Source organism: Colwellia sp. 1_MG-2023 (genome assembly GCF_030546755.1).
In the GTDB taxonomy this organism is placed as follows: domain Bacteria; phylum Pseudomonadota; class Gammaproteobacteria; order Enterobacterales; family Alteromonadaceae; genus Thalassotalea_H.
In genome coordinates, this window is record NZ_JAUOPE010000005.1 from 252322 (window position 1) to 273477 (window position 21156).

A 21156-nucleotide genomic window follows, 5' to 3' on the forward strand; every position below is an offset into this window, starting at 1 on the left:
ATAATGCCTTGAGGTTATAATTTGATTCAAAAATTAGAAGGGTTAAAAACTACATTATGGAGTGGTTTGGCGGTAAGTTTATTAATAGTAGCAACCCTTGCTACTCAAAATTACTGGCTAGTAAAAATCAACTTTATTGAGCAAGTTTTGATGGGAGTATTTGTTGTTGGGATGTTATTCTCTGCGCAATTTTCTCGCAGCCGGTTTACCTTATTAATTGCTCTTTGTTTTGGTTACTACTTAGTTAGTAAGAATGTGTTTGCTGGATTTGATATTTTAAATCAAAATCCTCAATGGCTATATCTATCAACGTTATTTGTTTTAGCCTACCTAACGTTAATTAAAGATCGTGCACTTATTTCAATCCATGGCATTGTCCGAATTATTGGTCTTTGCCTTTGTATCGTTTTAGCGAAACTTTGGTTGATTGCGATGAGTTGGTTACAAGGCTATAGCACTAAAAATAGCCTAACCTATCTGGATATTGAATTAATTATTATAAATTTCCCTTTATTTGTTGTGGCGCTTTTGGTGCTATTTAAAAGCTTACGTCAGCCAAACTTATTAGTTTCTTCCTTGTTAACTACGTTAATTGTCGGCAACCTTTATTTTAACGAACAGATTTCCTTACCTCTTAGTGTTATGTTTAGCTTACTGGTTTTACATTACATTGTAGTGGTGGTAATTGATTCGTATTATTTAGCTTATCGTGATGAATTAACCCATTTACCTTCGAGAAGAGCATTGAATCAATATGCTTTGTCTTTAGGGCGTAAATATTGTGTCGCTATGCTAGATATCGATCATTTTAAAAAGTTTAATGACAATTATGGCCATGATATTGGTGATCAAGTTTTGAAACTCGTTGCGGCAAAACTTGCTGAAGTAAAGTCTGGTGGCCGAGTTTTTCGTTATGGTGGTGAAGAGTTTACCGCGATATTTCCCCGCAAAACTGCAGATGAAGCACTTGATGAACTTGAAAAGCTGCGTAAGTCAGTTGCTGATTATAATATTGTGATTCGTCATCCGATAAGAAAAACCAAAAAATCTCGTCAAGGCAAACAGTCAGAGTCTTTAAAAACGGTCAATGTTACTATTTCAATTGGCGTGGCGACAAGACAGACAAAAAATAGTTTTGAGCAAACGATAAAACAAGCAGATCAAGCGTTGTATAAAGCGAAAAAGAAAGGGCGAAATCAAGTTTGCCAATAGGTAGAAAGTGAAAAGCTCAGGTCAGTATTTCTCTCTAATGAGTAGGCTGAAATGAGCTTGACTGTTTAAGCGCTTTTTAAACTAAATATTTTGAAAATAGTGGTTTAATTTAAAATAGCGACATTTACAAAAACTACCGATAACAATACCGGACAAACATATCGTAAATAATTACCCCAAAGCGCTAACCCTTTTCGGTCTTTTTGTAATGATACATCACGTAACTTATTGCCTCGCTTCCATAACCAACCGACGACAATAAAATAAAACAAGCAGCTTAGTGGCTGCAAAATTGTTGTTAATACGCGAATAAATGCGCCAAATAACACATCAAAAAACGCAATAAGTAATCCACTGCTACATAATACTATGATGGAAACTAACCAGGTTGCTTTTTTACGCGTAAAGCCTTTATCTTCAACCATATAAGCAACAGGTACTTCGGTTGAAGAAATAGTTGAAGTAAGAGCCGCGATAGAAAGAAGTAAGAAAAAACCGCTCGAAACAATTAAACCTATCGTGCCCATAGAATCAAACAAGGCAGGAAGAATATGAAAAATTAACTGACCTTCACCAATGAGCTGATTGTCTTGAAAAACTTGTAAACCAGCATGATCTGCGACAAATAGCGCAGGAATAATTAACAGTCCCGCTAAAAAGGCAATAGTGGTATCTAATGCGGTGATTGATAATACTAGTTTCCCCATATCTTTATCTTTTTGCATATACGAGCCATAGACCATCATGCCTCCGACACCAATAGATAAAGAAAAGAAAGCTTGGCCCATCGCTGAGATTATTAATTCAGGATCTGTAACACGAGCAAAATCAGGAATAAGATAAACTTCTAAGCCTTTTTCTGCACCAGGTTGTTGCAAAATATAGATAATTAAGCCAATTAACATAATGAGTAAAATTGGCATTAAACGCGCTGACCAACGCTCAATGCCGGCATTAACCCCTTGATGAATAATTGCCGCGCCAAGGAAAATAAAAATTGGAGTGAAAAGAATGTTACGCTCTGTGCTTGAGGTCGCTAACCAAGCGGAGGTTTCTGTCATTCCTAATAACTCAGTTACCGCAGATAGAGTATGTGCTAACATCCAGCCTGCTACTATCGTATAAAAGCTTAGCATCATGATTGCGCCACATAAGCCAATAATACCGGCTTTTCTACCTAAGCCTTCAGAAAAGCTACTGCAAGCGTCACCTAGGGCTGATACAGGATTTTTTTGGGCTTGGTTGCCGAGATATATTTCAGCGTAAAGCGCAGGTAAGGCGAGTAAAACGGTAACGAGTAAATATACAAATAAAAAGGCACCGCCTCCATTATTGGCTGCTTGGGTTGGAAAGCCCCAAATATTTCCTAATCCAATAGCGGATCCAGCGGCCGCTAAAATGAAACCGATACGGGAATGAAAAGAGTCTCTAACCATGGTCATATATTAACTACATTATATTATTATTTGCGTTGAGCTTACCGAGTTCAATCTCGTTAGTGAAGTTATTTTATAATTTCAGTAATTTTTCTTTCATATCAAAAGTAAAAACTGTAAAAAAATACAGACAATGCAGTTTTTCTCTTGAAGTTAAACGGCTCAGTACCCACATAACTAAACAGTGCTTAATTAAGCTCAATAATGAGTAAATAGACAAACAGAATATGTTGCAATATCAAATAATTCCGGTAACTAAATTTCAACAGAACTGCACACTTTTTTGGTGTGATATCACGAAAGAAGCGGCAGTTGTCGATCCGGGTGGTAATGTTGAACTCATTATAAATGCCGTTGAGCAGCATGGATTAACGTTAACTAAAGTGTTATTAACTCATGCTCATATTGATCATGCCGGCGCAAGTCGCGCAATTTCAAAGGCGTTTAATATTGTTATTGAAGGCCCTAGTAAAGAAGATCAGTTTTGGATTGATTTGATCCCAGAGCAAAAAAAGCAGTTTGGTTTTACTGAAGCAGAGCCTTTTTTACCTAATCGCTGGCTAAATGAAGGAGATACTGTAAGCTTTGGCGAAATTGAGTTGCAGGTATATTTTTGTCCAGGTCATACGCCAGGACATGTCGTGTTTTTTCATCCTGAAACAAAATTGGCACAGGTGGGCGATGTTTTATTTAAAGGCTCCATTGGTCGGACTGATTTTCCAAAAGGCGATCATGCAACTTTAATTCATTCGATAAGAAATACGTTATTCCCTCTGGGAGATGATGTGCAATTTATACCGGGTCATGGCCCTATGAGTACCTTTGGTGCCGAACGTAAAAATAACCCATTCGTGGGTGATTCAGTTAGTTAATTAGGATAAATACAATGGCCTCAATGGTTTATCGCTTTCAACGTCGTTTAAAAAAAATTGATTCAAGTCCAATCTTTCAATGGACTGTGATTGGCGTCATTATCATTTCGGCGTTACTGATTGGCGCCAAAACACATGATTTGCCAGCCCCCGCTGTGCATTTATTATCGGTACTAGATTCTGCTATTACTGTCTTTTTCTTAATAGAAATTATTATTCGCTTTATGGCGACCCCAAAGAAAAATGAATTTTTCAAAAATGGTTGGAATATTTTTGATACCGTTATTGTCATCGGTAGCTTAATTCCTGCGGGGGGCTCAGGTGTTTTATTGGCGAGGCTTTTACGAGTCTTTCGAGTATTACGTTTAGTTTCAATGGTGCCAGAATTACGTTTATTGATAAACGCCTTAATTAAAGCCATTCCACGCATGGGCTATATTGCCTTACTTATGTTTGTTATTTTTTATATTTACGCCGCAATTGGCAGTATATTATTTGAAGATATTAATAAAGTGCTTTGGGGAGATGTTTCTATCTCTATGTTAACTTTGTTTCGCGTGGCTACATTCGAAGATTGGACAGACGTGATGTACGAAACCATGGCAGTGCATCCGATGAGTTGGATCTTTTATCTGTCCTTTATTTTTTTAACGGCCTTTATCTTTTTAAATATGATGGTAGGTACCATTTTAGAAGTGATGGGGCAGGAACACGAAAGTTATCGTGCTGAATTACATGGTGAAACGGAAGAAGGCGGTGAGCCTGCAAGTCGAGCGCAAATTGATAACCTTGCACGAGAGCTAACTGAAATTAAAGCGTTACTTCAACAGACAAGCGAGCAAAATAAAAAAGAATAATTTTAACAGGCTGAAATTTTGTATAAATTACTATAAGCGCGTACTATAAAAATCACATTCATTATTTGAGATTGATTACGCGCTTTTATGTTAGCTTATTTCCAAAAAACTCTGCTCGTTTTCAGCCTAATCATAACAACAGTTTGCAGTGCTCATGCTGAGCCAAATCTCGAACAATCACCTCAAGCTTCCATTACTCAAAAAATTTCCTCTATCGAAGAAAATCCAGATAAACCTCAAGTGTTATTTCAACTTAAAGAATTATTGGATGGCTATAAGTTAAAAAACAATGAAAGATTGCAAGTCCTTAAGGCGATTGAAAGTCAATATCGCAATACCAACGACTTTATTAAAGCCATTGAAACGGTTAACCGCATTATTCTTTTATCTGAACAAAACAGTAAATCGGTAGAGCTGGCACATGCCTATAAAAGGCTAGGTATATATCGTTATTTAAAAGGTGAATATGAGCAATCTATTGAGCATTATACTGACGCATTAGCTATCTTTAATGCCCTAGATAGGCCCATTTTAATTGCTAATATGCATAACAATATAGGCTTAGCACAAGCGGCTTTAGGGCAAAATATTCAAGCGATCAATAGTTATCAATTAGCAAAAAGTATATATCAGGAAATTGGCAGCGAAATAGATAATATTGATATTCGTTTCAATATCGCTGGCCTATATTTAAAATTAGAACGTTATGACACTGCGATTGAAGCATATTTAGATGTTATTGAAAAACGCAAAGAGATTAGCGATTTTGAAGGTTTAGCTCAAGCTTATAGTGATCTAGGGATTGCTTATAAACAGTCAAATAAGCCAGAAGTCGCATTAGAATATATGCAAAAATCATTGGCGTATTATTTACATGAAAATGACTTATTTAATCTTGCTTCTATTTACCACAATATATCTGAAGTATATTTTGAATTAAATCAGCATGATAGAGTGTTATCGTTTGCAAAAAAGTCTATTGATATTGCTCAACAAAATGAATATAAAACAGCATTATCTGGAGCTTTACATACTTATGCGAAAGGCCTGTATTATTTAGGCAATGCAAAAGGTTCATTAAATTATTTACTACAATCCCAAAAAATAGCAGAAGAACTTACTTATGCTAAACAGCTATTAAATAATTATTCATTATTTTCATTAGTTTACGCTAGCCTTAATCAACCTAAGCAAGCATTGAAATTTCACCAGTTATATATTTTGGCACGTAATAAGCGAGAAAATGATAATTTTAATTTGTTATTAGCAAGTTATGAATCAGAGCAATTAAAACAACAAGTGTTACAGCTAAAACAAAATGAAAAATTACAACAGTTAGAATTGTCTAAAACAGGGCAAAAACGTAATTTTATTATCATCGCTTTTGTTTTATTGGTTTTGATTGCCTTCTTTGTTTATCGGAGAAATGCGGAACGAAGATCAAAGCTTGAGTTAATCAGTAAAGTCAAACAACGCACTAAAGAGCTCGAATTATTAGCCGATAAATTACAAGCTGCGAATAAAGTAAAAAGCTTATTTTTAGCTAATATGAGCCATGAAATTAGAACGCCTTTGACAGCGATTATTGCTCAAGCAGAAGCCTTAATTTATGAAGATATTAATGAATCAACTTTACATACAGATATTAATATTATTTATAGCAACAGTTTACATTTATTGGAATTGATCAATAACATTTTAGATTTAAGTAAAGTTGAGGCTAATAAACTCGATTTAGATATTCAATCGCAAGATTTACATATCATACTTCAAGATGTTGCCAGCATGTTTAGTGAACAAGCAAAAATTAAAGGGTTAACTTTTTCTGTATATCACGCTTTACCGGTTCCTTTTGTTATTCCTATCGATGGTATCCGTATTAAACAAATTCTCATTAATTTATGTGCTAATGCGGTGAAGTTTACCAAGCAAGGACACGTTAAAGTCATTGTGAAATTAGCATCTAATCAAATTATATTCTCTGTTGAAGATACCGGCATAGGTTTGAGTTCTTCGCAAATTAACAGTCTGTTTGAGAGTTTTACACAAGGTGATAGCAGTATAAGTCGTCGTTTTGGTGGTACCGGACTCGGACTTTGTTTATCACAACAATTAGCTCAGTTGATGCAGGGGAATATAGACATCTCTAGTGTTTTAAACCAAGGAAGTACCTTTGCTTTTAGCTTGCCATGCCCTCCAGGAATTGAGGAAAAAGCGGATAATCAACTTCATCTCATCGAATCAACGATTGAGGCAAATACGAGAAAAGAAACCGTTGAAAAAATTTCGGGGACTATCTTATTAGCTGAAGATCATCAAGATAATCGTCAATTAATCAGTCGTTTATTACGATCTTTAGGTTTAGAAGTTTATACAGCGAAAAATGGTAAAGAAGCGGTAGAGAAGTTTCTTCAGTATCAGCCACAAGTGATTTTATTAGACATTCAAATGCCTGAAATGGATGGTATCGAAGCCCATACTATTATGAGGCAAAAAGGGGCGACACAACCTATTATCGCCTTAACGGCTAATGCAATGGCTCATGAAGTGGAAGAATATTTAGCACAAGGCTTTGACAATCATCTTAAAAAACCTATCGAGAGAAAGATATTTATACAAACCATTTGTCACTATTATCAACACAAAGTGTGCGCTGATAAAGTTGAAGAAGCTTTAAATCAAGTGGATATGTCTGATTTGATTGAACAGTTTAAGTCTAACCTAGTCTTAGAACAACAAGACATTATTTTACACATTAAAAATGATGATTATGACCAATTATCTCAACTTGTTCATCGTATTGCAGGTGCCGCACAAATGTTTGGATTTTCTGCGCTTTCTCAATATGCTATCGCGTTAGAAACCTCGTTAAAAAATAAAGAATTTTCACGAGTGAATGATCAATCTCAAACACTCTTAAATGAGATTGATCAAGTCTTATGGTAATTTAAATATATTGAAGTTTTGAATATAAAATGTGAGCAAATAATCTCAATAACTTGATTTCATCACTCATTCATTTATCGCTGTTAATCAATATCGATTGAAAAGAGTTGTAGCTTTTAGAAAGTATTGAATAGGAAGGAGTTTTCGGGATCAATAACGAAAACTCAATGATTAATAATAGATCACATTCAAAGATAAATAGTCTATATTATAAGGGCTTTTGATCTTTCGAGATTTTTTTTCAGCATTTTGTTGGGTATTTATACAAGGCATATCCTTTGTAATAGGGTTGTTGCACATAAAAAGGCGATAAAGACTTTATGCTCCTGCAAAGTCACCTTACCCCACATCCTTGTGGGGCAACGCCGTAAAAATGACCAACAAACGCTGTGCGAAGGATTCGGCTAACATCGTTTACGCTTTGTAGAGTAGTATTTGCTTAGAATGACTAGGCTACACACTACTCGCCGCGATTAAAACGATTTTATCTGAACAAAATTTAACCGTGAAAGATCAACAGCCCCTAATTATATTAAGAAAATTAAACATTGAGGATATTATGTCTTTTAATATATTGCGCAAACTTCAGTTAATGGCCATTGCGATTATTGTTTTATTTACTTTTGTCATTCTCATTATACAATCCCATAGCGATACTATTGCAGATGACTTTGAGACTTTTTATCAGCAAAACTTTAAGGTTTCATTACAATTTGAACGGATAAAAGAAGTCCAAGTTGACACTATGCTTAATGTCAGAGGTCTACAGATAAGTTATTTACTCGCATTAACTAATCAAACCCAGGGTTATTTAGATAAAATTAAAGCGAACGAAGTAATAACGCCTAAATTGTTAAATGAGATGATGAATAATTTTTCAGGTCAATCTGAAAAATTAAAAAAATTAAAAACCTTAAGTTTAGATTTCCAAAACAAAGCTTCGTTGTTTGTTTCTGCAATGAACAATGCCCCTGATAACAAAGCGCCATTTCCAGTTTTTAAAGCCTTTACCACTTCTTACGATGAACTTATTGCTTACTCTAGCGAATTTAAAAAGCAAGTTGATTTATCTGCTGATATTACCCACGACTCTGTAAATGACAACATAGTACAAAGTAGTTATGTCTTTTATATTGGTATTATTCTCGCCATTGTTATTTCTCTGATATTAAGCTTTCTTATTGCTAATAAAATTAGCAAAGGGATCCAAAATGTACGAAATACAGCAGGCGAATTAGCAAAAGGCTCATTATTGCAAAAAGCTCAAGTATTTAGTCATGACGAAGTATTAGAGCTTGCAGATGCTTTAAATAATACCATTGATAGCTTGAAAGAAACCATTATCAATATTGGTGAATCAGGGGAGTTAGTTAATAAAAATAGCATCAATATTATCGATATTAACAAAGATATGTTAACTAGCTCTAATTCTATTACCGATAATACGAATCAAGTTGCAACGGCAATAGAAGAAATGTCACTCACGAGTGATAACATAGCCAAGAGTACCACTGAAACCGCCTCTTTTGCGGCAGAAATTAAAAACTTAACTGTGCAAGGGTTAGCGTCATCTAATGAATCAGTAAATGAAATAAACATGCTCATTGAATCATTAATAGAATCAGCAAATGTTGTACAACAGTTAAAATCAGAAACGACCAACATAGAACAAATCCTTGAAGTTATTCGTAGTATTTCAGATCAAACCAATTTACTCGCTTTAAATGCAGCCATTGAAGCAGCAAGAGCAGGAGAGCAAGGACGAGGTTTTGCTGTAGTTGCTGATGAAGTGAGAGGGTTAGCTCAGCGCTCTCAAAACTCGGTGAATGAAATCGAAAGCTTATTGGGTAACTTAACTCAAGCAGGTGATGAAGCAGTTAAACAAATGAATGAGAGTTCTGATACAGCAAAATCATTACAACAAAAAGTTGAAGAAAGTAATGCGTTAGTGAGTGATATCCAATTAAAGGTAGACTTGGTTAATGATCAATCGCATCAAATAGCTACAGCGGCAGAAGAGCAAAGTGTGGTTGTTTTAGATGTCAGTAAAAATATGCATGAGATAAAAATATTAGTTGATGATAACTTTAATTTAGTCAATCAATCGAATGAATGCAGTTACGAAATGAATGAGGCAAGTCAGCAAGTGCAAGATAGAGTGAACTACTTTAAATATTAAGTAAATTGTTTACTAATTAACTTTATTGCTTTCAAAATTAACGCCTTCAATATTAATCCGGATTTATTAATATTGAAGGCAATAAGTAAATATTCAGAAACAATTACTGTTCAACATATTGAAATACTTCACTAATACTGATCTCGAAAATTTCAGCAATTTTAAAAGCAACTTCTAATGAAGGCGAATATTTACCTTTTTCAATAGCAACGACAGTTTGTCTTGAAACACCTACCAAATCAGCTAAAGCTTTTTGGGTCATCTCATCATGATCAAAACGTAATCGACGAATATTATTGGTGATAGTTTTCGTCATCTTAAAAACCTCTGCGATAGAAAAATAGTTGCGTAGAAAATTTTGCTATTTCAGCGACTAAAGCAAAGATAATAATAAAATGCATCACTTTATATTCATTCGGAAGATCTATAGCTAGCAGCTCTTTTGAAGGAAATATAGCGAGTGTTGATAAGGTTGGGAATACTGTGTACAAAACGGTTAATAGTGCGCCAACAGACAAAATCCCATAAGCATATCGACTACCGCGTAAGCTAATGAGTATATCCCTTTCGTCAGCAGAGTAATCGGCATCTTTATTATCAATAATCGCGATGGTAATTTGTAAAAGTATCTCCAGTACAATGGTTTTAATTACGACTGCTAGCAATAAACTATTAACGGTTTCAACCGTTAGCTGGCTGTTAGCATTTAATGAGAAAAGTGCTAAAAAGTATTCTAGCCAAATATAAATAAGTATTGCTAATGAAATCCAAGTACTTCTTTCTTTATAAGACATAATAAATCCTTGAGTATGTAAAACCATACATGATGTTAAATATTTTTTACATTGCAAATGTTAGTGCTGATTCCTCTTTGTGTCAAATATATTTTACTTAAAGTTTTATTTACTTGTCATTTGATTGTGATTTTATGGGTTCATATCAAGAAAAAAATAAGAGGTATTGAGTAAGGTTTTGTTAAATAAACTTTAAGAATAATAGGTTAGGTCTTATTTTGAGTGGGAGGAGAGCTTTCAACTTTATAGAAAAATAGCGATGAGAAAATCTTGTATGTCAGTCCTAGTTCAACGCTTATATTAATAAGCTATACAGTTAATGATATTAGCTTAGCGATTGTTTTTAAATTTCGTGTCGTCGCAATCACCTTTAATTTACTCTCGATAAAGTTATTAGATAACTTAGTTTTTCCGTACCCGTTAGGGCAATGTAAATAAATGACTTGTTGATCAATTACCAGTTGCTCGGGAGCTTTCACATAACTTAATAAATGACTAACTTCATCAGGTTTAGGTAGTGCATTTAAAAAACTGACCAAAACTTTATTACCTTCATTGGCAATATCAATATTTTCAAAAGGAAGTTCATGAAAAATGTTGTTTAGTTGTTCACTTTTAATGACTAAAACAGGCACATCAAAACTATATACTTGTTTAATTTTATCTTGTAATACTACAGCTAATTCTAGCGCATCTTCACTCGCTGATTTAAAACAAATATTACCACTTTGAATATAGGTTGATACTTCTTCATAGCCAACATCTTGACAATGGTTTACTAGATCAGCCATCTTAATTTTCTTTTGTCCGCTAACATTGATGCCGCGTAATAATGCTATGTATTGTTGCATTGAGATACCTTAGTTTAGTGATGCGCTAAATTTTAATACGGCCAATTAATATATCTTTAAACATAACCCAGTCACCAATTAAGCTATACAAAGGATAGGTAAAAGTAGCAGGTTTATTTTTTTCGAAAAAAAAGTGCCCTAGCCAGGCAAAACCATATCCAATAATCGGGAGTAATAAAAGTAAGGTTAGCTGTTGTGTCACAATGACATAACCTAAGGTACATAATACAAGGAGTGAACCTATAAAGTGAAGCCGGCGGCAAATACGGTTTTTATGTTGGCTTAAATAAAAAGGGTAAAAGCTTTTGAAAGATTGATATTGCTTAGTCATAGAAAAACTCACTAAAATTTGTACTAATTAATGCTACAGTGAAAAGTTCACTAGCCTATGCTAGCTCAGCTTTGAAGTGATTACCTTTAAGCCGATTATACACATTGCACCCCCCATGATTCTGTCGAGCCAATGCCCCATTTTTTGAAATTTGAGATTGATTTTAGGTCTTGATAATAAAAATACCACAGTCGAAAACCACATAAGTTGAATTATCATCATCCAAATACCGTAGATAACTAAGTGCGTGATTGGAATATCAGGAGAAAGTACAACCGTAAAAAGTGCAACAAAATAGATAGGTGCTTTAGGGTTTAATGCATTGCATAAAAAGCCAATACCGACGGTTTTTAAGGTAGATGATTGTTCAATCGACACTTTACCTTCAGATAGCTGATTCTGAGGTTTGGCTCTTAGCCCGCAAATTCCCAAATAAAGTAAGTAGCTGCCACCGAGTATTTTAATCACCCATAACGCGGTTGAAGAATTTGCAATAATTGTAGCAAGACCAAGCGCTGAATAAATGATATGAATTGATAAGCCTAATGCTATGCCAATACTGCATAGCAAACCTGACTTTTTTCCATGGCTGAGTGTTTGCTGGCTGACCAATATAAAATCAGGTCCCGGAGAGGCAGCAGCTAATAAATGAATAGAAGTAATTAACAGTAAACCTGACCATAAGTCCATTTCAGTTTTCCTTACTCAGTAGATAATAATTAGGCTATCACCGACAATGAAAATGTTCAATTCAACCTTGCTAAAATTGTTTGTTCACGGATAATATTGCGCCTTGCATTAGATAAAGAGCTTAATATGCGTTTAGATAAATTCATTTGTAAAAGTACGGAGCTAACCCGAACGGAAGCAAAGCGCTTGTTAAAAAGTGGTAGTGTGTGCGTTAACGGTGAAATAAGTAAAAATGCGGCCATGCAAGTGCATGAAAATAACGATATTACGGTTGAGGGGCAAAGCTTAGTGGCACGCGAATCTCGCTATATTATGTTACATAAACCCCTTGATACCATTTGCTCAAACGTTGATGAAGGTTATCCATCGTTATTTCATTTAATTGACGTTGATAAAGCGTTTGATATGCACGTTGCTGGTCGGCTTGATGCAGATACTACTGGGCTTGTTTTGATCACTGACGATGGTCGTTGGTCGCATAATATTATCTCGCCGAAAAAGCAGTGTGAAAAAGTGTATCGAGTATGGCTTAGAGATGAGGTTCGTGCTGACAGTGCAGAAAAATTTAAAGTGGGCGTACAATTACAAGGTGAAAGCTCATTAACGCTTCCTGCCAAATTAAACATTATCAATGAAAAAGAAGTCTTACTGACCATCACCGAAGGAAAATATCATCAAGTTAAACGCATGTTTGCGGCAATCGGCAACAAAGTTGTTGGTTTACATCGTGAGCAAATTGGTCATATAAAACTAGCTGAATTACCTATGGGTGAATGGCGTTATTTAACGGCAGAAGAAGTTAGTGAATTCCTTTGATTTTCTTTTTAAGCTTAATTGATTCGAAAAATCATAAAGTACTTTTCAGTTATATTTGCAAAGATCAAAAGCCCTAGTAGAAGATAATTATTTTGTCAAAATAATATTAAAGATTTGTATAAAACTGCCGATATTTTGATCATGTATTTCAAATATGAGTCAATTAGTTAGGTAGGTTATGGATCTTTTTACGGAATTGTTAAAACCATCAAACAATTTTAAAACAGAAAGTACGACTAAAGATCGTAAACAGAATAAACAAAGTAAATACCCTAAGTCGGTGCAAACTCGTCAGAGTTCACCAGCAACAAACAGGGAAAATACGGTTATTCGTAAAGCTTCTAATTGGGATGAGGTTGAACGCCGCTCAGGAAAAGATCGTCGTGAACAAATGGAAGGTCGTGGTCGTTGGTTAGAATCAAGAGCTGAAAAAGATCGTCGACAAATAGCGAAAGCTATTCAATTCAAAATTTAATTTCAACTCTTTGAAGGGGGTTCTGCTTACTTGTTATTTAACTCATTAAATTTAGCTAATTGCTCTTCAGTTGCAGGTAATTGATATTTTTCTTTCCATTCAGCGTAAGGCATACCGTAAACTTGTTCTCTAGCTTCGTCAATATCAACGTTCACACCTAACTTTTCTGCTTCGGCAACTGTCCATTTAGAGAAACAATTTCGACAAAAACCAGCAAGGTTCATTAATTCAATGTTTTGTACGTCTTTTCTATTATCTAAATGTCTTAATAAACGACGAAATACCGCCGCTTGAATTTCAATTTCTTTATCCATTTTTAATTCTCTTTAAAGTAGATATTGTGATTTTGGTATACCTAATTATTCGTGTTCACGATAACTTCTTCGGAGTCATCCATTGGTAACTCAGGTCGTTGGTGTCGTCGAATTTGTATGATCATTCCCATATAAGGGTGATCGAAATAATGTACTTCTCTACTGATCATGCGTCGATCTTGAGTCATACGAATTGGGATGGCTTTTGGGCTTCTCATTACTTCGCCAAAATCAGCTGTATCTCCTACCACGCTAGTTTTTAGTTTTAGACTTTCTTGCTCAGCAAGTGTCATATTTAAAATACTAAAATCGTTAGCCACGTGTAAATAATTGCCAATTAAATAAACGTCAATTAAACCTTCAAGATACCAAGGTTGCACAGGGGCCAGAGGTTTATTCTCGATCATGACGTTATTATTAATAGCATTTAACGGTGATTTTGCTTCAGCGGGATTATTTAACCTTGCAACGACATCTTCAACGTTATTTACTTGGTGAATATTGTGAAGGATCTCGTTTATTTTTGCTGATTTAATCTCTTTCTTCATATCTCCAACAAAATCAGCAACTTCAGTCGAGTTATCAATGGTATGCTTTTGGTGATTTTCAGATAAAGTAAAAATAGCATTCAAACTTTGCTCTTCTATTAAACTGGCCTGTTTTTCAGCATGATAAGTTGCTAGATTTTTTACATATTGTCCTTGAAGATTATCGCCAGCAAATATTTTTAGTGGCTGAGAGTCTTGTTTTTCAAAAACCGGTTGTCGCCATGCTAAATGTAGAATAGGGCGGAAGTCTTTGCTGCGTCTTAACTGTTTAACAATATCTTTTAATCTGAGTGAATCTTCACTTAATAAATAAGGTATATCACTGTAAATATGTTCTACATCATCAATGGTTGTTGGCACAGCATTTACTTGAAAACCATGATATGAATAGAGGTTTTTATCGACATTCAATTGCATAAAATCATGCAGAGAAATAGCACAAAGGGCAGAAGATGCTTTGTTATTTTTATTGGTTTTTGCAAAAACAGGATAATTAATATATTGATTAAATTGAATTTTCGAAAAAACTTGTTCCGCTTCAATAACGAGTGCTTTTTGTTCTTCAGTGATTAAGGAATCATTGATTTTATTTTCAGCTATAAGCGTTGAATCAAGATCTTCATCGCTAGAATTATTAGCCTCAACGTGACTTTTATTATTTTTTTCCGCATAGGTAAAACCTGCTTTGAGTTGTTCTTGCTTGGTTTTCATGCGATCAAAAAAGTTATCATTATCGCCAGCTTGTGGGGGAACTTGATCATGATTGGCGCTTTCAGAGGGCATAATAGTGTTATTTTCACCCGTTGAATTTTGTTGATTGACCAGAGCTTGTTCAACAATTTGTTCTTCATTGAGGTCTGAAAGTGTTTTATTTAGATAAAATGTTGGCCAAACTGTTGATTGTTCTAAATAAGTTCGTTGATCATTGATTTGATTACAAACGGGTAATAACTGTTTTAAACTTTCAATGTCTGGATTTAAATAAGGCGTGATCAAATCGAGAGAGTTCGCATAGTTTATGGTAAAATCTTGTTCAGAAAAGCTTTCTTTTGATTTGGTTTTATCATCAAGCTGACTGATCAGAATAACTTCAATTTCAAACCAATCGCCAAGCCATTTACTTGCCGACATAGCCGATAAAGAAAAAAATAAACTAGAAAATAAAACCAGACTTTGTTTAATATTCATCAATTTCCTAAAGTAAATGATAAGCTTAACTTTGGCTAATAAGCGCTTTATAGCGCTCATCATACCTTGTATTTTATTCGCTGTTAATTAAGTTTTTTACTCAAATCATTCAGTATCGAAGTGATCATCATAAAACGTGATTTTGCATCTTCTGTTGCCCGTACAAACTTTAATTTATTCGCACCATCCATTTTAAAAACACTGGGTTGAGATTGAATTAGCCCGATGATGAACATAGGGTCAACTTTAGTATTATCACTAAATTCAATTGAACCACCTGCCGGTCCTGCTTCAATTCGAGCAATACCAATTTTCTGCGCTTTTAACTTCAATTTTGCAATATGCACTAAATTTTTTGTCGCTTGTGGTAACAAACCAAATCTATCAATAAGTTCTACTTGAATATCATCTAGCTCAGTTTTCGTTTTAGCACTCGCAATACGTTTATATAAACTTAATCGTAAACTCACATCAAAAATATAATCATCAGGCAGTAATGCTGGAACCCTAAGTTCTACTTCGGTTTGTTGTGCAGTCATTTGATCTAATGAAAGTTGTTTGCCTTCTTTTAATGCGGCTACGGCTTGATCTAACATTTCCATATATAAACTAAAGCCAACTTGGCTCATTGAACCGCTTTGATCTTCACCGAGTAATTCACCCGCTCCTCTAATTTCGAGATCGTGAGTAGCTAGCGTAAAACCTGCACCTAAATCTTCTAATGACGCAATGGCGTCTAGTCGCTTTTTCGCATCTTTGGTCATTACTTTTTCATGTGGCGTGAGTAAATAAGCGTATGCTTGATGATGCGATCGGCCAACACGGCCACGTAATTGATGCAATTGTGCTAAGCCTAAATGATCAGCTCTGTCCATAATAATCGTGTTGGCGCTAGGTACATCAATGCCAGTTTCAATGATGGTAGTACAAACTAAAACATTAAAACGTTGATGATAAAAGTCACTCATGATGCGTTCTAAATCACGTTCTCGCATTTGACCATGTGCGGTTACTATTTTTGCTTCAGGCAATAAATTTTGAATATCAGCCGCCACTTTTTCGATCGTATCAACGTTGTTATGTAAAAAATAAACTTGGCCACCGCGTAAAACCTCACGCAAGATAGATTCTCTAATTAAGGCATCGTCGCGTTGACGGACAAAGGTTTTGACCGCTAATCGTTTGGCCGGTGGTGTGGCGATAATAGATAAATCTCTCATACCACCCATTGCCATATTCAGTGTTCTTGGAATAGGTGTTGCGGTTAAGGTTAAAATATCAACATTCGATCTTAGTTTTTTAATTTTTTCTTTTTGCTTTACGCCGAAACGATGTTCTTCATCGATAATTAGTAAGCCAAGATCATGATACTTAATACTATTTTGCAATAATTTATGCGTGCCAATTAAAATATCAATATGGCCTGATTCTACTTTCGAAATCACCTCGTTTTGTTGCTTTGCGGTTTTAAACCGCGACAATACTTCTACTGATACTGGCCAGTTAGCAAACCTGTCTTTAAAGTTTTCATAATGCTGCTGGGCGAGCAAGGTGGTGGGTACTAAAATAGCAACTTGCTTACCGTCATTCACTGCGATATAGGCTGCACGCATGGCTACTTCAGTTTTACCAAAACCAACATCACCACACACTAACCTGTCCATGGTTTTATCTGAGAGCATATCGCTTACTACGGCGTTAATGGCTTGCTCTTGATCATGGGTTTCTTCAAAACCAAAACTATTGGCAAAGGCAATATAGTCATCTTTATTACGAGAAAATTGATAACCTTTGTTGTTGGCACGTTTCGCGTAAATATCAAGCAGCTCTGCGGCGACATCTTTAACCTTTTCTGCGGCTTTTCGTTTCGCTTTGGTCCAAGTGTCATTGCCTAGTTTATGCAATGGGGCGTGTTCTGCATCGCTACCAGAATAGCGACTAATTAAATGAAGTGAGGCAACCGGCACATATAATTTAGATTCACCGGCATAACTGAGTGTTAAAAATTCAGTGGTTATGCCACCATTTTCTATGGTCTGTAAACCGACATAGCGACCAATACCATGTTCTATGTGAACAACTGGCTGGCCTATTGACAGTTCAGCAAGGTTTTTAAATATGGCATCGGCTTGAGTATCTTGCTGCTTTTTTCTACGCCGTGCTTGACGAACTCTATCGCCTAACAACTCAGACTCGGTAACTAAGGCAATGGCATTTTTAAGCGATGAGCCTTTACTTTGAAAGATAAATCCGGCTGATAATGCATTGACGGTAATGCCAATTTGTTCATTGGAGTCGACAAAACTTTCGATATCATCAAATTGCTGCGGGACCATATGATTGCGTTTTAATAATTCTAAAACACTTTCCCTTCGGCCTTGGCTTTCTGCAACAAATAATACTTTTTGTGGTGTGGTTTTATCCGCAATAAAAACATTTAATAATTCGAAAGGCTGTTTTAATTGATGATTAACCGTTAGGTTTGGCAATTCATTAATATCATAATGAATAACGCCTTTACTTTCTCTACTTTCCTGCTGCTCTTCAATTTCAGCCTTGTTGTTTGTATCGTTATTGAGCAAAGCTGTGTCATCACTTGCCGTATTTTTCGGCATATGAGGAATAGAGATGCGATCAAAAGGTTTTAATGCACTATATAATTCATCTTTATTTAAAAATAACTTGCTTGGTTCTAGTAGTGGACGAGTAGGGTCGTATCGCCTGTCTTCATAACGATATTCAACATCGAGCCAATATTGCTCAAGCGCTTTATCTATATCGCCGGTTACTATGAGTAAGGCATTTTCAGAGAGGTAATCACAGAGTGTATTGGTTTGTTCAAAAAACAACGGCAAGTAATATTCTATGCCAGCGGGCAAAATACCATCGCTTACTTGATGATAAATAGATTCTTTATTGATCACGCCAGTGAATAATTCACGGTATTGTTGGCGAAATAAATGGATGCCCGCTTGATCTGTTGGAAATTCATGCGCAGGCAATAATTCAATGCTTGGAATTTTATCACTTGAACGTTGGTTATCGGGATCAAATAAACGGATCTCATCTATTTCATCATCAAAAAAGTCTAATCTAAAGGGGGTATTACTACCCATGGGATACAGATCTAAAATAGCGCCTCGCGCAGAGAACTCGCCATGTTCCATCACTTGGTCAACATAACGATAACCACTAGCTTCTAGCTCTTGTCTGAGTTGATGGAGATCTTTTTTATCGCCTTTTTTAATTAATAAACTATTGCTTTCTAGATATTGCTTTGGCGCAAGTCGTTGAATTAACGTTGAAACGGGCACAATAACTATGCCTCGTTCCATTCTTGATAATTGATATAAAGTGGCTAAGCGTTGAGAAATAATATCTTGATGAGGTGAAAAAGTATCATAAGGTAAGGTTTCCCAATCGGGAAATAAACAAATAGAAAGTTCGCTATCACGGTTTATACTATATAACTCTTGCTCTAATCGAAGCGCCGAAGGAGTGTCATGAGTAATTAGCAGTATTGGTTTTTCCGATTGTTTCGCCGCTTGATAAATAGCGATAGTGCTACTAGAACCTAATAGGTTATGCCAAGTTTTTTTATTCGCCACTTTCCCTCGACGCGAGGTTAAAACGGGTGAATATAGTTGATGTAATTTACTCATGAATAGTTTCGTTCTTTATACTTTTTTGTCGTGTTAATGCTATTAATTTCGATGTAACCGGTAATTATCGGTCGAGGTAAAATCACTCAGCTATATGATAACATGCGAGAATTTAAAGTTGGGTATTTTCAGCTGAAATAAATAATCATTGAACACTTGGCGATGCCAAATATGTTTTCAGTAAACTTTACTAAGAATGAGAGGAAAACGATTTACCAAGGTAGTATACTTCCCCAGTTAACCATAAACTTAAACAACCACTTTAATTAGGAGTCCTTAGTGACCAATAACGATGTTTTACGCCGTATTCGCTACACCTTTAATTTACGAGATGAAAAAGTAGTGGCAATTTTTGCTCACGCACAATGCAAAGTGAGTGAATCTCAGGTTCAAAACTGGTTGAAAAAGGATGATGATGCCGAAATGGTTGAACTGGCTGATGTTGAACTTGCGAGTTTTTTAAATGGCTTTATCATTGAAAAACGAGGAAAAAAAGACTCAGAGCAACCTAAAGCAGAAAAAACATTAACAAAAAATATTATGTTAATGAAATTGAAAATAGCATTGCAGTTACAAAATGACGACATTATTGATTTATTAGCTAGTACTGGTTTCACCCTAGGAAAGTCTGAATTAACGGCATTTTTTAGAAAACCTGATCATAAAAATTATCGTCATTGCAAATCACAATTTTTACGTAACTTTTTACAAGCGTTACAAGATAAACATCGTAAAGCGTATACGCCAAAAAAAGCTAAAAGTAAGCTTGTCGGTTCCCAAGCTTCTGGTGTTGAAAATGAAAGTGTTGATACTGGTTATAAATCTGCTCGAGCAAATGCGAGCAAACGCTATGTAAATCCCAATGCGACCAAAACAGATGCGAAAAAATCTTCACGTAAAGTTTTAAAGTTAAAACCTGAAGATATTTATAAAAACAGTTAATGACTCAACAACTTATCCCCTTTATAAGTCAGCTTGCTTTCACTGAACAGTTACAATGGCTTGAACGCTTAAATGAGCGGTTATCAAAGTCCATGTCGTCTCAAGATCGTTCTTATGACACCCCCATAAAAGTGGTGCATGCTGATAGTTTATCTACTCTCGAAAGGTCGCAATGTGAAATTGCGATAGTCGCTAACCCTGATCCTAGCGTATTAACTGATTTTCCTTGTTTGGTTTGGGTGCAAAGTTTATGGGCAGGTGTTGAACGATTATTGGCTGAAATACCTTCGCCTACTTTTAAAATAGTGCGTTTAATAGACCCATGTTTGGCGCAAACAATGGCTGAAGCTGTTGTGGCATGGAGTTATTATTTACATCGAGACATGCCACTTTATTTGACTCAACAACGGTGTCAACATTGGCAACAACACTCGGTTGCGTTAACAAATCAACGGACAATCGGCGTATTAGGATTAGGTGAGCTAGGACTGGCGAGTGTTGAAAAACTTAGTTTAAATGGTTTTAACGTTTTAGGTTGGAGTCGCAGACAAAAATCTATCGATAATGTTGTTTGTTTATCAGGGCAAGACGGATTAGAACAGCTCTTTTCTGCAAGTGATATTGTCGTCATTTTATTACCGTTAACGGAGCGAACTGCGGGCCTTATTAATCGAACCTTATTTAGCAAAATGAAACCAAGCGCGGGATTAATTAACTTCGCTCGTGGCAAGATTGTTCATCATCAAGATTTAATTACCGCATTAAATGAAAAACAACTTTCACATGCCGTGTTAGATGTATTTGTTCAAGAGCCGCTACCGCAAGATGATAAATTGTGGCAACACCCTAATATTACCATTTTGCCGCATATTTCTGCCCCGACAAACCAAGTAACTGCTTGTCAGATAGTTTGTGAAAATATACAAAATTATTTGATATCGGGGAAAATCCCACGCTCAATTGATTTATCAAAAGGGTATTAAAAAAGCCATTGAGGTTAAAAGTCATTCTGCTTGATTTAAATCAAAATATAATTCTATTTA

At 35.4% G+C, this 21156-nt stretch carries 18 protein-coding genes and 1 pseudogene; 9 read left to right on the plus strand and 10 right to left on the minus strand.

The window, feature by feature from the left end; genetic code table 11:
* Nucleotides 1-21 precede the first annotated feature (21 nt).
* The gene (locus tag Q4493_RS08150; RefSeq protein WP_303451385.1) at nucleotides 22-1212 is read left to right on the plus strand and encodes a GGDEF domain-containing protein; all 1191 of its coding nucleotides are present in this window, start codon (nucleotides 22-24) and stop codon (nucleotides 1210-1212) included.
* Nucleotides 1213-1316: 104 nt separating this feature from the next.
* Here Q4493_RS08150 and Q4493_RS08155 read toward each other — a convergent pair whose 3' ends face one another.
* Entirely contained in the window at nucleotides 1317-2654 is a 1338-nt protein-coding gene (locus Q4493_RS08155; protein ID WP_303451388.1) for a sodium-dependent transporter, read from the minus strand.
* A 224-nt stretch (nucleotides 2655-2878) separates the two neighbouring features.
* On the opposite strand from Q4493_RS08155, the gene Q4493_RS08160 reads away from it, so the two are divergent.
* From Q4493_RS08160 to Q4493_RS08170, 3 genes are all read left to right on the plus strand, one after another.
* Entirely contained in the window at nucleotides 2879-3520 is a 642-nt protein-coding gene (locus Q4493_RS08160; RefSeq protein WP_303451550.1) for an MBL fold metallo-hydrolase, read from the plus strand.
* Nucleotides 3521-3534: 14 nt separating this feature from the next.
* Nucleotides 3535-4377: an ion transporter gene (locus Q4493_RS08165; protein WP_303451391.1), complete on the plus strand. Its 843-nt coding sequence runs from the start codon at nucleotides 3535-3537 to the stop codon at nucleotides 4375-4377.
* A gap of 87 nt (nucleotides 4378-4464) precedes the next feature.
* Complete coding sequence (locus Q4493_RS08170) at nucleotides 4465-7323, plus strand: tetratricopeptide repeat protein (RefSeq protein ID WP_303451394.1); 2859 nt, start codon at nucleotides 4465-4467, stop codon at nucleotides 7321-7323.
* Between the two features lie 241 nt (nucleotides 7324-7564).
* On the opposite strand, the pseudogene Q4493_RS08175 reads toward Q4493_RS08170, so the two are convergent.
* A pseudogene (locus Q4493_RS08175) lies at nucleotides 7565-7784 on the minus strand (hypothetical protein).
* Nucleotides 7785-7882: 98 nt separating this feature from the next.
* Between Q4493_RS08175 and Q4493_RS08180 the strand changes: the two are divergent.
* Entirely contained in the window at nucleotides 7883-9502 is a 1620-nt protein-coding gene (locus tag Q4493_RS08180; protein WP_303451397.1) for a methyl-accepting chemotaxis protein, read from the plus strand.
* Between the two features lie 103 nt (nucleotides 9503-9605).
* On the opposite strand, the gene Q4493_RS08185 is transcribed toward Q4493_RS08180, so the two are convergent.
* From Q4493_RS08185 to Q4493_RS08205, 5 genes are all read right to left on the minus strand, one after another.
* Nucleotides 9606-9818, minus strand: coding sequence for a helix-turn-helix transcriptional regulator (locus Q4493_RS08185; RefSeq protein ID WP_303451400.1), 213 nt, complete (start codon nucleotides 9816-9818; stop codon nucleotides 9606-9608).
* Nucleotide 9819: 1 nt separating this feature from the next.
* Nucleotides 9820-10296, minus strand: a complete 477-nt coding sequence (locus Q4493_RS08190) for a hypothetical protein (protein WP_303451403.1) — start codon at nucleotides 10294-10296, stop codon at nucleotides 9820-9822.
* 308 nt (nucleotides 10297-10604) lie between these two features.
* Nucleotides 10605-11147 (minus strand): DUF1697 domain-containing protein, encoded by a 543-nt coding sequence (locus Q4493_RS08195; RefSeq protein ID WP_303451406.1) that lies wholly within the window; start codon nucleotides 11145-11147, stop codon nucleotides 10605-10607.
* Nucleotides 11148-11172: 25 nt separating this feature from the next.
* The gene (locus Q4493_RS08200; protein WP_303451409.1) at nucleotides 11173-11478 is read right to left on the minus strand and encodes a DUF962 domain-containing protein; all 306 of its coding nucleotides are present in this window, start codon (nucleotides 11476-11478) and stop codon (nucleotides 11173-11175) included.
* Nucleotides 11479-11538: 60 nt separating this feature from the next.
* A complete protein-coding gene (locus Q4493_RS08205) occupies nucleotides 11539-12168 on the minus strand; it encodes a LysE family translocator (RefSeq protein WP_303451412.1) in 630 nt (209 codons plus the stop codon).
* Nucleotides 12169-12294: 126 nt separating this feature from the next.
* On the opposite strand from Q4493_RS08205, the gene Q4493_RS08210 reads away from it, so the two are divergent.
* Nucleotides 12295-12984 (plus strand): pseudouridine synthase, encoded by a 690-nt coding sequence (locus tag Q4493_RS08210; protein WP_303451415.1) that lies wholly within the window; start codon nucleotides 12295-12297, stop codon nucleotides 12982-12984.
* 178 nt (nucleotides 12985-13162) lie between these two features.
* Nucleotides 13163-13459, plus strand: coding sequence for a hypothetical protein (locus Q4493_RS08215; protein WP_303451418.1), 297 nt, complete (start codon nucleotides 13163-13165; stop codon nucleotides 13457-13459).
* Nucleotides 13460-13485: 26 nt separating this feature from the next.
* Here Q4493_RS08215 and Q4493_RS08220 read toward each other — a convergent pair whose 3' ends face one another.
* From Q4493_RS08220 to mfd, 3 genes are all read right to left on the minus strand, one after another.
* The gene (locus Q4493_RS08220; protein WP_303451421.1) at nucleotides 13486-13773 is read right to left on the minus strand and encodes a DUF1244 domain-containing protein; all 288 of its coding nucleotides are present in this window, start codon (nucleotides 13771-13773) and stop codon (nucleotides 13486-13488) included.
* Between the two features lie 41 nt (nucleotides 13774-13814).
* On the minus strand, nucleotides 13815-15509 hold the full coding sequence (locus Q4493_RS08225; protein ID WP_303451423.1) for a CsiV family protein: 1695 nt from the start codon (nucleotides 15507-15509) through the stop codon (nucleotides 13815-13817).
* An 83-nt stretch (nucleotides 15510-15592) separates the two neighbouring features.
* Nucleotides 15593-19171 (minus strand): transcription-repair coupling factor, encoded by a 3579-nt coding sequence (gene mfd / locus Q4493_RS08230; protein ID WP_303451426.1) that lies wholly within the window; start codon nucleotides 19169-19171, stop codon nucleotides 15593-15595.
* A gap of 279 nt (nucleotides 19172-19450) precedes the next feature.
* Between mfd and Q4493_RS08235 the strand changes: the two genes are divergently transcribed.
* Together Q4493_RS08235 and Q4493_RS08240 are read left to right on the plus strand one after the other, a co-directional pair.
* Nucleotides 19451-20113, plus strand: coding sequence for a DUF1456 family protein (locus Q4493_RS08235; RefSeq protein WP_303451429.1), 663 nt, complete (start codon nucleotides 19451-19453; stop codon nucleotides 20111-20113).
* A complete protein-coding gene (locus Q4493_RS08240) occupies nucleotides 20113-21096 on the plus strand; it encodes a glyoxylate/hydroxypyruvate reductase A (RefSeq protein WP_303451432.1) in 984 nt (327 codons plus the stop codon). Before Q4493_RS08235 ends, Q4493_RS08240 begins: the two co-directional genes overlap by 1 nt.
* The last annotated feature ends 60 nt before the right edge of the window (nucleotides 21097-21156 follow it).